Source organism: Paenibacillus sp. GM2 (assembly GCF_900069005.2).
Taxonomy (GTDB): domain Bacteria; phylum Bacillota; class Bacilli; order Paenibacillales; family Paenibacillaceae; genus Fontibacillus.
In genome coordinates this window covers 54,452-65,954 of sequence record NZ_LN831277.1, presented here as the reverse complement: position 1 = coordinate 65,954, position 11,503 = coordinate 54,452, and the positions used below count along the sequence as shown (strand labels likewise).

Below are 11,503 nucleotides of genomic sequence, written 5' to 3'. Positions count from 1 at the left end.
GATGAGGCGCACGGCGCGCATTTCGGGCTGCACCGGCAGCTGCCGCCCAGCGCTCTCGCGCAGGGGGCGGACGGCGTGGTACAGTCCACGCACAAAATGCTGACCGCCATGACGATGGGCGCAATGCTGCATGTGCAGGGCGATCTGCTCGACCGCAGCTTGATTCGGCAGCGGCTCACTATGGTGCAGAGCTCCAGCCCTTCTTATCCGATCATGGCTTCGCTGGATCTCAGCCGCTGTCTACTTCAGGCCAGCGGGGAGAAGCTGTTCGCGCAGGCGCTGGACTTAGCCTCGCAAATGCGTAGTGAGATCAGGACCATGAAGCGCTTCGGTCTTGTCGAACTAGGCGCAAGCGGAGTCAGCGCTGCATACTCTATACAAGACCCGTTCAAAGTGGTGTTGTATGATGCAGCAGGAGAGCTTAACGGCTATGCACTGCAGGAAGCATTGGAGGCGCGTGGCTGTATTCCGGAGATGAGCGATGAGCGATATGTTGTCCTCGCTTTGAGTGTGGGTACTTCACAGCAGGATCTGAATCGTTTGCTTGCTGCTCTGCGGGAAATCACTGCAGCAGGAAGCGGCTTAACAACGGGAGTGCAGCGGGCTTGTTCAGCAGTAGCGAACCCATCTGAGTCTAATATTTCCACGTGGAACATATTTGAGTCACCAGCCGCATCACAACCACAATTACATGCGCAACATAGCAGTCAGAACCTGTACATGACAGCGAACGTGTCGACTCCCGTATTGTTCAGTCTTCAACCAGTAGCAGCGCCATTGATCGAGAGAATTCCGATCGAGGAGAGCGCTGGGCGCCAGGCGGCGGAGATGGTTATCCCATATCCGCCAGGGATTCCTATCCTGTATCCGGGCGAATGGATTACGAATGAAATAGAGACCATGTTGCTCCAGCTTAGGAATTTCAAGGCGAAATGCCAAGGCGTAGAGGATTCCTCTCTGAGTACGATCAGCGTATATCAAAGTACAGAACAAAGGCGGGAACATCGTGAAAGCGAAAGATAGAGGAATGTTTATTACATTGGAAGGTGGTGAAGGATCGGGCAAGACGACGGTGATTGAAGAACTGGCGGCGGTACTTGAGAATCAGGGAATCCCTTATATCAAGACCCGTGAGCCCGGTGGTATTGAGATTGCTGAGAAGATTCGGGCAGTCATACTCAATCCTGAGCATACGGCGATGGATCCGCGTACAGAAGCGCTGCTCTATGCAGCCGCAAGGCGTCAACACCTGGCCGAGAGGGTCGAGCCGGCCCTTTCCGAAGGCATCTTCGTATTATGTGACCGATTTATTGACAGCAGCCTGGCTTATCAGGGGTATGCCCGTGGTCTAGGGATAGAGGAAGTATTGTCGATTAATCTGTTCGCTACCCATGGACGGATGCCAGACATTACCTTCTACATGGATATTGAACCAGAGCAGGGCTTGACACGCATCTCGTCCAATCAAGGACGGGAAGTGAATCGCCTTGATCTGGAAGAGCTTGCTTTTCACCATCGGGTTCGTGAGGGGTATCAAAGAGTAGTTTCAATGTACCCAGAGCGGATTCAAGTAATCGATGCTTCCGGTTCGAAGCAGGAGATTGCAGAATTGATTAAGAGCCAACTTCTTAGGGCTATAGAGGAATTTAAGCATTCTTTGTCAAAATAAATAGATGAGTCGAATCACCACCTTCTTATCCTAATCGAGGAGGTTTGGTTCACAAAAATATGAGGAGGGACTGCAAATGAAATTAATTGTTGCGATTATCCAGGATAAAGACAGCAATAAATTGTCCAGCGCACTTGTTAAGGAGAACTATCGAGCAACGAAGCTGGCCAGTACCGGTGGGTTTCTGCGCGCAGGCAACACGACATTCATGATCGGGGTCGATGATAATCAGGTAGAATCCGTATTGGATGTCATACGCAATAGTTGTAAAGTACGTGAGCAGCTAGTAACTCCAGTAACTCCTATGAGCGGAACAACGGATTCCTATTTGCCATTGCCTGTTGAAGTGCAAGTTGGTGGGGCAACGGTATTCGTATTGCCGGTTGATCGATTTGAACATTTCTAACATAATGTTAACCATATATCTGCTTAGTATGATAGAATCATAACAATCATAGATGGATAGGCAGGTGACAGCTTTGAAGATTGATCCGGGGTTCAGGCCGTTGAACAGCCGCCTGGGCGTAAGCGATAATGCGACTAAGCCAACTCAGGCCAAGAGCTTCGCTGATGTGATGCATAAGCACGGAGAACAGGCCAGCAAGGATGAATTGAATCGTAAATTTAAGGAAATTCAGCTGCAGGGTGACCGCTTGGCTCGTTCGATGACGGTTCGGGAGCTGAAAGCTTACCGTCTTATGGTTAAGGGCTTTCTTGAAGACACCGTTCGACGCGGAGTAGGCATCAAGGATTCCCGAGGTTGGGATCGGCGCGGCCGCGGGAAGCGTTACAAGCTGCTGGATGAGATCGATGCTACATTGCTGCAGATGGCTGATGAACTGCTTGAGTCAGAGCAGGGAAAAATTGATCTTTTGCAGAAAATCGGTGAAATTCGCGGTATGCTCATAAATTTATGCTTTTAAAAGAGGTAAGAGGAGTTATGGCTTTTACAGATATTATCGGGCAGGAGGCTGCCAAGCAGCAGCTGCAGAGCAGTCTCCGCCGCAAACAGATATCCCATGCATATATTTTCAGTAGTCCGCCGGGAAGCGGACAGAAGGAAGTAGCTATGGCGTTCGCCCAGGCTCTGTTTTGCACTAAGGGCGGAGACGACGCTTGTGGTGAATGTCTGGAATGCCGCAAGGTCCAGCATGGCAATCACCCTGATTTACATTATATCGCTCCAGAGGGAGCGAGTATCAAGATTGAACAAATCCGCGACCTACAGCGGATCTTTTCATATCGCTCGGAGACGGGCAATCCGAAGGTATACATTATTGATGAAGCCGATAAGATGACCGTTCAAGCCGCTAACAGTCTGCTGAAATTTCTTGAAGAGCCGCCATCTCCGGCCGTAGCTATTTTACTGTCTGATAATGGACGAGCTCTTCTGCCGACCATTCAGTCCCGAGCACAGTGGGTGTCCTTCATGCCGCTGGATCCGGACCGTATGATGCAAATTTTAACGGGAGAAGGATATGCTGTAAATCTGTGCAGATGTGCTGTACAATTGGCAGCAGGAGTCCAATCCTGCCGGGATTTACTTGATCAGAATTGGTTTGCAGAAATTAGAAACGTAGTGTTACAATTAGGGAAGGAAACCGCTGGCCGTGGCGGATCTCCGATCATTACAGCGCAGCAGAACGTATTCAAAACCGGACTAGGCGAACATTTGGACATCCTGTTCAGCCTTTTCCATATATGGTTCAAGGACATGATTCATGCGCTCTATCATAGACATGACCGAATCGTTTTCATAGACGAGCTGGATTTTATAACGAAGCATGCCTTCTCACGTGCTGAAGAGCAGTGGATTCATGCGATGGAACTCGTGGCGGAAAGTAAGAAAAAACTGCGACAAAATATGAATGCCCAGCTCTGTCTTGAACAGTTTCTTATTGGTGTAGACGGGCGTAATTAATCGGCGGCAGTACGTATCGTGTCTGACAGATAGATAAACTTTTCTCCCGTGGTAAGCAGGGGTTTGATTACAGGTGGCGACCTCTTGCTCGAGGTTCTCCAGTTTTTTATCGCTATACAAGGGGGTAAGTTTTTGTATACTGTAGTAGGTGTCCGCTTCAAGAAAGCGGGTAAAATATACTATTTCGATCCGCTTGATTTTCCCGTTGAGAGAGATCAAAGCGTCATTGTCGAGACGGCGCGAGGGATCGAATACGGCAAGGTTGTAGTTGGCAAGAAGGTGGTTGAGGAGGCGGACGTTGTTCTTCCGCTCAAGAAAGTAATCCGGATTGCGGGCGATGCTGATGCCGACATTGTTGAAGAGAATAAGCTTGCGGCGAAGAATGCTTTTGCCACATGTTTAAATAAAATCAAAGACCATGATTTGAAAATGAAGCTGGTCGATGTCGAATTTACGTTTGACCGCAACAAAATTATTTTCTATTTCACGGCGGAGGGACGGGTAGATTTTAGAGAACTGGTGAAGGATTTGGCCAGCATCTTTCGTACCCGGATCGAGCTGAGACAGATCGGCGTCAGAGATGAAGCGAAGATGTTAGGCGGGATCGGCCCTTGCGGTCGGATACTTTGCTGCTCCTCTTGGCTTGGCGATTTCGAGCCTGTCTCGATCAAGATGGCCAAAGACCAGAGCTTGTCGCTCAATCCAACCAAAATCTCCGGTTTATGCGGAAGATTAATGTGTTGTCTCAAATTTGAGCATGATAACTACGAAAGTGTGAAGGAAGAAATGCCGACGGTTGGCAAGCAAGTCATTACTTCTTTGGGAGAAGGCAAGGTCGTCGGAATTAATGCCGGTTCGCGGACAGTGCATGTGCAATTGTTCGAGATCAACAAGGTTAAGGAGCTTTCGTTAGACGACGTAGTTGTTAAATAGTCAAGAATATCATATTTTCAATATAATTGAGAATGACTCTGGGGTGGGAACTTGGAGAATAAAGATATTTTCGCGTATATGCAAGCGCTGGAAAAACAAATAGCTAAAGTACACGGCGATTTTGGCACGCTTATGCTTGAGGTGAAGAAGCTGATGGAGGAGAACCAGCAGCTCAGGCTTGAGAATGAGAAGATGCGTAAAGTTCTGAAGCAGGAAAATGAGATAGAGCTGGCATCTTCCGAAGGCAAGCAGGAACAAGCGCAGCTGGAGCATAAGGAAAATACCGATATCGTGGGAGAAGGTTATGATAACCTGGCGCGGTTATATCACGAAGGTTTTCATATCTGCAACGTATATTACGGACATTTACGTACAGAGGGCGATTGCCTGTTCTGCCTGTCTTTTCTGAATAAATAACAAGCCGTAGGGAGAGCTTCCTACGGTTTTTTTTAGATTTTAACGGGAAAATGCATCCTTATAAAGGAACTAACAAATAATGAGCAGAAATGGGCGGGCGCGATTCATGAGAAATGTGGAAATTTACGAGACAGAGCGGGTGGATGATCTGCTTACCCATGATCTGTCGATCATTCAGAGCGAGCAGGTGTTCAGCTTCTCAATGGATGCCGTACTGCTGGCGAGATTTGCAAATATTCCGAAATACGGCCGGATATTGGACTTATGCAGCGGCAACGGTGTGATTCCGATATTGCTGTCAACGCGGACGAAGGCGCTAATTGAAGGCATCGAGATTCAGCCCCGGCTTGCGGACATGGCTCGGCGCAGCGTGGAGATGAACGGCTTGAAGGAGCGGGTTAACATTATGGAGGGCGATCTGCGCGATCTGGCTAAGGAAGGCGGGAATGGCATATATGATGCCATAACGGTTAATCCGCCTTATATGCCGCTAACCGGTGGGGATCTGAAGCTGAGTGAGCATCAGAGCATCGCTCGGCATGAGATTCATTGCACGCTGGAGGATGTAGCGCAAGCGGCAATGCGACTGGTCAAGCCCGGGGGCAAAATATCGATGGTTCATAGACCACAGCGGCTTGGTGATATCATCACAATGTTCAGGAAATATCGGATGGAGCCCAAGGTGATCCGATTTGTACACCCACGGGCGGGATCAGAGGCCAACATGGTGCTGATCGAGGCGCATCGGGATGGGAAGCCGGACGTCAAAATATTGCCTCCGCTGATCGTATATCAGGAGAGCGGGGAGTACTTTCAGGAAGTTATGGATATCTATTATGGACCAAAAGAGGGGAAGGCATGAGTATAAACATACAGAGAAGTTTTGAGGATAAGCCGGAAAATAATAGCCAGGGGAAATTGTTCCTTGTCGCCACGCCGATCGGCAACCTGGAGGATATGACTTATCGTGCTGTGCGAACCCTGCAGGAGGCGGATATCATCGCTGCGGAGGACACGAGACAGACGCGCAAGCTGTTAAGTCATTTCGAAATTTCTCCCGGTAAACTGCTGAGCTATCATGAGCATAATAAGGCAGCCAGTGGCCCGGAATTGATACGCCTTATAATAGAAGGAAAAAATTTGGCGCTGGTCAGTGACGCCGGGTTGCCGGCCATTTCCGACCCGGGCAGCGATCTGGTTAAGCTAGCGCTGGAAGCGGGTATTTCCGTAATTCCGGTGCCTGGGGCAAACGCAGCTCTGTCAGCTTTGATTGTGTCAGGCCTGCCTACAGAGAGATTCACCTTTCTTGGCTTCTTACCGCGAGATAATAAAGATAGAGACAAGCTATTAAGCTCACTATTGGATGAGCAAGGTACATTGCTGCTGTATGAATCTCCCCATCGATTGGTAAAATCACTTGAGGCGCTGCTGGAGGCCTGGGGGGATAGACAGGTTGTGCTGGCTCGCGAGCTGACAAAGCGTTATGAAGAGATGGTGCGGGGAACATTCAGCGCATGCCTCAAATGGCTGCAGGAGCATCCGCCGATTGGCGAATATTGTATCGTTGTCTCCGGGGCTCATCCTGAAGAGGTGAAGGAACGGAGGGATGCATGGTGGCAAGCGCTCTCGGTAGAGGATCATGTCGCACACTATGAAGAACAGGAGAAGCTGCCGAGAAAAGAAGCGATGAAGAAGGCTGCTAATGATCGAGGAGTTTCTAAACGGGATATTTACAATATGCTGCTGTAAAAGAGGAACCTTTTTAAAAAAAAAGCATTTAATAATTTACTTTTAATTGCTAAAAAACCATAAATTGTATTTATGGGTCAAAAAAGGGGCCTTCGTAGGCCGGGTTCAAGCCTGGAAGGCGCCAAGGAGATATGAAAAAGGTTAGAATTAACATATTCAGTAAATCTATTATATACTATTTTTATTAATTTGTCACAGGGGTAGGCAATTCGCTTAAACATTCGTGGCAAACAATTTTTCCCTTGAAGTAAGTTACGTTTTCGGCATTGCCACAGAAGATACAAGCGGGCTCGTATTTCTTAAGCATGATCCGTTCTCCGTCAACGTAAATTTCAAGAGCGTCTTTTTCACCGATTCCTAGTGTACGGCGCAATTCGATCGGGATCACGACACGTCCCAATTCATCTACTTTTCTAACAATACCTGTTGATTTCATCATAACTGATAGTAGCCCCTCTCGCTATAGTTTAAAAGTGTCATTATTCGACAAACTTCTATCTTTTATGATAGTTATGATACCAACCATTGCCAGAATAGTCAACCTATTTATGGTAGAGTTCAGTTTTATTTCTATTTTTTTGGTTGAAAAAACATAATTTATCCTTAAATTACTGGTAGATAGGCGCTTTTCCGCTTAAAACAGGTTATTCTATGATTCGACAATATGGAAAGTGTTTATTCAACAACTTTAGACAAAATTCGACAAAATCTGTCGACATTAGCTAAAGTTTCGTCAAATCACCTTACAAATTTTTTTTAAGATTATGGGTTAGGGAGGGATTTTACATGTATCGTCAGCTTCGAGAAGAGAAAGTATTCAAGGATCCCGTTCACAATTATGTTCATGTGCAGGATGAAATTATTTGGTCGCTCATTAATACCTCGGAATTTCAACGTTTGCGTCGGATTCGTCAGCTTGGAACTTCTTATTTAACGTTCCATGGGGCTGAGCACAGTCGATTCTCCCATTCTTTAGGAGTCTATGAGATTACCCGGCGAATTATTTCTCAATTTGAGCGCGCCAATTATGCGGACTGGCCCCGGGAAGAGGGAATGGTAGCTCTATGTGCTGCACTATTGCATGATCTCGGCCATGGTCCCTTCTCTCATTCGGTAGAGCAGGCCTTCCAGATGCATCATGAGGATTGGACCTGTCGCATTTTGCTCGGTGACACAGAGGTCAGATCGGTGCTGCGCCGGATGGGGGATGATTTCCCAGATAAGGTAGCGGCGGTGATTCGCAAGGATTATGAGCAGCCGATTGTTGTGAATCTCGTCTCCAGCCCGCTGGATGCGGATCGGATGGATTATTTACTGCGCGATGCTTATTTTACCGGTGTTAATTATGGAACGATAGATATGGATCGGATTCTGCGAATGCTTAGACCGTATAAAGGAAGAATTGTCGTCAAGGATTCGGGCATGCATGCGGTAGAAGATTATTTAATGTCCAGATATCAGATGTACTGGCAAATTTATTTCCATCCGGTTACGCGCAGCTCAGAGATCATTTTAAGGCAGATTTTCAAAAGAGCGAAGGCGTTGTATGAGCAAGGCCATCGCTTCAAGTTTCTGCCGGAACCTTTGCCTTCATTATTTAATCGCACCATGACGGTACAGGACTATCTTCAATTAGATGAAGCGTTGGTTCAGACGGCCTTTATGCAGTGGAGAAAGGAGACGGACGAGCTGCTTGGAGAACTGTGCTCCCGGTTCATCGACCGCAAGCTGTATAAATATGTAGAGATGGACTCTTTGGATATGGAGACAATTGAAGAGATTAGAGCTGCATTTGATAAGGCGGGGCTTAATCCGGAATACGATTTGGAAATTGATTTTCCAACGGATCTGCCTTATGATGTGTTTCGTCCGGATGGGGAAGGGCGGGAGAAGCAGCTCCTGCTTCTGGACCGTCAAGAACGTTTGCGTGAGATTTCCGAAGTATCGGATATTGTCAGATCGATCAGCGGTTTGCAGCGCGGGAAATTCCATTTGTATTTTCCAGATGATAAAGTTCTTGCAGTTATTGACGATTTGCCGCGGGAGATTGCGGAACTATTCGTAGAACAGCATTAAAATTCTCGAATGATGCCAGGATGAACTCAACAAAAATTAACCAATGAACTAGCTGGGAGGCGCATATACATTGATGCTTATTGATACACATACCCATCTGGATGCTCCACAGTTCGACGAGGATCGCGAGGAGGTCATTCAGCGGGCTCTGGAACAGGGAGTGACGCGGATGATCAACATTGGCTTTAATCGGGAGACGATTCCGACGACGATGAAATTGGCGGAGCAATACGATTTTATCTATGCAGCCGTGGGCTGGCATCCGCAAGATGCGATTACGATGCAGGATGGTGACCTCGACTGGATTGCGGAATTGTGCAAGCATGAGAAGGTCGTCGCAATCGGCGAAATCGGGCTGGATTATTATTGGGATACGTCACCCAAAGAGGTGCAGCACAAGGTCCTGCGCAATCAGATCGGGCTTGCTCGAAGTCTGGGAATGCCAATTTCGATTCATAATCGGGATGCACATGAGGATATTGTACGAATTTTGCAGGAAGAGAAGGCAAGTGAAGTTGGCGGTGTGATGCATTCCTTCTCTGGCAGCTGGGAAATTGCCAAATTGTGTCTGAATATGGGATTTCATTTGTCATTTGGCGGGCCGATTACGTTCAAAAATGCCAAGCAGCCAAAAGAGGTTATTATGAAGGTTCCCATGGACCGATTATTGATTGAGACAGACTCCCCATATTTAACACCACACCCATATCGTGGGAAGAGAAATGAGTCGGGTTACGTTCGTCTCGTCGCCGAGGCGGCAGCGGAATTAAAAGGGATTTCTTTGGAAGAATTAGCCAACGTAACAACCAAAAATGCAATGGAACGATTTGGCATTCGCTGAAATATTGAGAAAAAGTAATGAAAAAATGAGTAAACGAGAAAGATTAATGCATTTTAACAATTAAAACTCTGTTTATTACATTTTTTTAACCAATTATTAAAATAAACGTTGTTGATTCGTCCTTTACAACATGTATCGAAACAAGATAGAATTTCTTCAGTAATCCATTTGGCGATTCTCACAGACTTATTTTGCCAGAGATTACCGAAGTTCCATAAACCAGTCTCGCTGAATCTCCGAGTGTGGAGAACGGGGGAACCGACCACGGCAATTCATGAGATTATGAATGAGCATGTCGTGAAGGATTTCTTTGTAAGGGTCTATGGGGTGAATTCGAGGTCATTGCGCCATGAGCGAATGAACTAAGAAAGGGCGACTCTCTACGTCCTAACCCGACAGCTAACCTCGTAGGCGTATCCAGAGAGGCAACAACTCGTGCATCTATACATCACTGATTATTCCGGAAGCCACGAACAGAGTTCCTCTAACTCTTTCTTTAGGCTTCTTTTGTTTTGAATAAACTTAGTAGGGTCATCATACTGTTGTTTACAGGGGGTGACCAATGCCGAGAGGACTGGGACAGGAATGCGGAGTGCGCTTTATGGCATTTCGTAAAATCGATCTGTAGTCACGTCAATTTCATGATATGTCGATCTAGACGGCGGGACTATGTAAGGAGGACGGAAGATATGGGATTTTTCCGTAACCAGGATACCCATGAATCACGCTCATCCAGCATGTCTTACGCAATGCGATGGAAGCAAGAACATCTGCGTCAGGTTTTGCTTGTTGGAGTTCTGGCCATTGCAGTAATCACCATCATCCTGATTTGGTTCTACACACAGAACAGTAAAAAAATATATTTGGTTGTTGATGGAAAGACAGAGTCAATCACCACCAGACATTCCTTGGTCAACAAAGTGCTGGATGAACAATCCATCATATTGCAGCCGGGCGATGAAGTTTCCAAATCGTTGTCGAGCGCAATAGAGGATGGGGACCGGATTGAGATTGTCCGGGCCGTTCCCGTCAGTATCAGTGTGGATGGCGCTCATAAGCTGACCTTCACCACGAAGGCCAAGGTAGAGGACGCTATTCAGGAACTAGGCGTAGATGTGAATCAGGAGGATAAAGTTTCTCCAGGCCTGAATCAGGCCGTCACAGCGAATATGGTTATTAATATCGTTCGTGTCAAGAAACATAATATTCAACAACAAGAGACCGTACCATTCAATGTTGTCAAGACAAGTGATGATCAGCTGCTGAAGGGTGAAACGAAGGTCGTACAGGAAGGCAGCCGGGGCCTAGTCGTACACAATGTTGAGAAGGTGTATGAGGATGGCAAATTCGTGTCAAAGCGTTGGCTTGGCAAGGAGGTCGTTAAGAAGGCCACACCTAAAGTCATTGCCGTGGGCACGAAGCCGAAGACTGCTGTGATGTCCGCTAGCATTTCCCGCTCCTCGGATCAGGTGAGCATCAGTGGATTGACCAAAAAGGGCGGAGTCTCGTTCAAATATAAAAAAATGCTCAAGAACGTAACCTTGACTGCCTACTCTGCAGAAGAGGATGGAATCGGCACGAAAACAGCTACAGGAACCCGAGTTCAAGAGGGAAGAACGATCGCTGTCGATAAAAATGTCGTTCCGTTAGGTTGGTGGGTATACATTGAAGGCCTCGGATTCCGCAAAGCGGAAGATACTGGGGGCGCTATTAAAGGCAACAAGATGGATGTATATTTCGATTCGCTCAAAACAGCAAACCAATTCGGCCGCAAGAAGGGTCGGACAGTTTATGTCATCGGCCCGACCAAGCCAGAGCTCAACTAGTTGGCTGCAAAGTTGAAAGGATATATCGAAAATAAGATCTAGGATCGTGATTAGCGGGGGTTCAAAAAGTG

Annotated in this window: 13 protein-coding genes and 1 riboswitch; of the genes, 12 read left to right on the top strand and 1 reads right to left on the bottom strand. The window is 47.1% G+C overall.

The features are described 5' to 3' along the window. From BN1360_RS03880 to rsmI, 9 genes are all read left to right on the top strand, one after another. A partial coding sequence (locus BN1360_RS03880; protein ID WP_476445250.1) for an Orn/Lys/Arg family decarboxylase occupies window positions 1–1,023 on the top strand: 1,023 nt, incomplete at its 5' end. Window positions 1,024–1,027: 4 nt separating this feature from the next. After that, the gene (gene tmk, locus BN1360_RS03875) at window positions 1,028–1,669 is read left to right on the top strand and encodes a dTMP kinase (RefSeq protein ID WP_068778588.1); all 642 of its coding nucleotides are present in this window, start codon (window positions 1,028–1,030) and stop codon (window positions 1,667–1,669) included. Between the two features lie 76 nt (window positions 1,670–1,745). Further along, window positions 1,746–2,075, top strand: coding sequence for a cyclic-di-AMP receptor (locus tag BN1360_RS03870; RefSeq protein WP_068778586.1), 330 nt, complete (start codon window positions 1,746–1,748; stop codon window positions 2,073–2,075). 73 nt (window positions 2,076–2,148) lie between these two features. Continuing rightward, a complete protein-coding gene (locus tag BN1360_RS03865) occupies window positions 2,149–2,592 on the top strand; it encodes a YaaR family protein (protein WP_068778587.1) in 444 nt (147 codons plus the stop codon). Window positions 2,593–2,609: 17 nt separating this feature from the next. Then, the gene (gene holB / locus BN1360_RS03860; protein WP_068778585.1) at window positions 2,610–3,590 is read left to right on the top strand and encodes a DNA polymerase III subunit delta'; all 981 of its coding nucleotides are present in this window, start codon (window positions 2,610–2,612) and stop codon (window positions 3,588–3,590) included. Window positions 3,591–3,722: 132 nt separating this feature from the next. Continuing rightward, window positions 3,723–4,523: a PSP1 domain-containing protein gene (locus BN1360_RS03855; RefSeq protein WP_068778584.1), complete on the top strand. Its 801-nt coding sequence runs from the start codon at window positions 3,723–3,725 to the stop codon at window positions 4,521–4,523. 51 nt (window positions 4,524–4,574) lie between these two features. Further along, a complete protein-coding gene (locus BN1360_RS03850; RefSeq protein ID WP_068778583.1) occupies window positions 4,575–4,940 on the top strand; it encodes an initiation-control protein YabA in 366 nt (121 codons plus the stop codon). Between the two features lie 106 nt (window positions 4,941–5,046). Beyond that, window positions 5,047–5,802 carry a tRNA1(Val) (adenine(37)-N6)-methyltransferase gene (locus BN1360_RS03845; RefSeq protein WP_068778582.1) on the top strand — a complete coding sequence of 252 codons (756 nt, stop codon included), beginning with the start codon at window positions 5,047–5,049 and terminating at the stop codon, window positions 5,800–5,802. Continuing rightward, window positions 5,799–6,689: a 16S rRNA (cytidine(1402)-2'-O)-methyltransferase gene (gene rsmI, locus BN1360_RS03840; RefSeq protein ID WP_068778581.1), complete on the top strand. Its 891-nt coding sequence runs from the start codon at window positions 5,799–5,801 to the stop codon at window positions 6,687–6,689. Before BN1360_RS03845 ends, rsmI begins: the two co-directional genes overlap by 4 nt. 184 nt (window positions 6,690–6,873) lie before the next feature. Here the strand turns inward: rsmI and BN1360_RS03835 are convergent, their stop codons facing one another. Beyond that, window positions 6,874–7,128, bottom strand: coding sequence for an AbrB/MazE/SpoVT family DNA-binding domain-containing protein (locus BN1360_RS03835; RefSeq protein WP_068778580.1), 255 nt, complete (start codon window positions 7,126–7,128; stop codon window positions 6,874–6,876). Window positions 7,129–7,475: 347 nt separating this feature from the next. Between BN1360_RS03835 and BN1360_RS03830 the strand changes: the two genes are divergently transcribed. From BN1360_RS03830 to BN1360_RS03820, 3 genes are all read left to right on the top strand, one after another. Then, on the top strand, window positions 7,476–8,765 hold the full coding sequence (locus tag BN1360_RS03830; RefSeq protein ID WP_068778579.1) for an HD domain-containing protein: 1,290 nt from the start codon (window positions 7,476–7,478) through the stop codon (window positions 8,763–8,765). Window positions 8,766–8,835: 70 nt separating this feature from the next. Continuing rightward, on the top strand, window positions 8,836–9,606 hold the full coding sequence (locus tag BN1360_RS03825; protein WP_229520791.1) for a TatD family hydrolase: 771 nt from the start codon (window positions 8,836–8,838) through the stop codon (window positions 9,604–9,606). Between the two features lie 216 nt (window positions 9,607–9,822). Further along, window positions 9,823–10,036, top strand: a riboswitch (cyclic di-AMP (ydaO/yuaA leader). Window positions 10,037–10,295: 259 nt separating this feature from the next. Further along, entirely contained in the window at window positions 10,296–11,432 is a 1,137-nt protein-coding gene (locus BN1360_RS03820) for a 3D domain-containing protein (protein ID WP_068778577.1), read from the top strand. The last annotated feature ends 71 nt before the right edge of the window (window positions 11,433–11,503 follow it).

What these genes read in the sequence shown, in the direction of transcription:
- tmk (WP_068778588.1), top strand. Translation starts at nt 1,028, where the DNA reads ATGTTTATTACATTGGAAGGTGGTGAAGGATCGGGCAAGACGACGGTG.
- BN1360_RS03870 (WP_068778586.1), top strand. Translation starts at nt 1,746, where the DNA reads ATGAAATTAATTGTTGCGATTATCCAGGATAAAGACAGCAATAAATTG.
- rsmI (WP_068778581.1), top strand. Translation starts at nt 5,799, where the DNA reads ATGAGTATAAACATACAGAGAAGTTTTGAGGATAAGCCGGAAAATAAT.
- holB (WP_068778585.1), top strand. Translation starts at nt 2,610, where the DNA reads ATGGCTTTTACAGATATTATCGGGCAGGAGGCTGCCAAGCAGCAGCTG.
- BN1360_RS03835 (WP_068778580.1), bottom strand. Translation starts at nt 7,128, where the DNA reads ATGATGAAATCAACAGGTATTGTTAGAAAAGTAGATGAATTGGGACGT.
- BN1360_RS03845 (WP_068778582.1), top strand. Translation starts at nt 5,047, where the DNA reads ATGAGAAATGTGGAAATTTACGAGACAGAGCGGGTGGATGATCTGCTT.
- BN1360_RS03830 (WP_068778579.1), top strand. Translation starts at nt 7,476, where the DNA reads ATGTATCGTCAGCTTCGAGAAGAGAAAGTATTCAAGGATCCCGTTCAC.
- BN1360_RS03820 (WP_068778577.1), top strand. Translation starts at nt 10,296, where the DNA reads ATGGGATTTTTCCGTAACCAGGATACCCATGAATCACGCTCATCCAGC.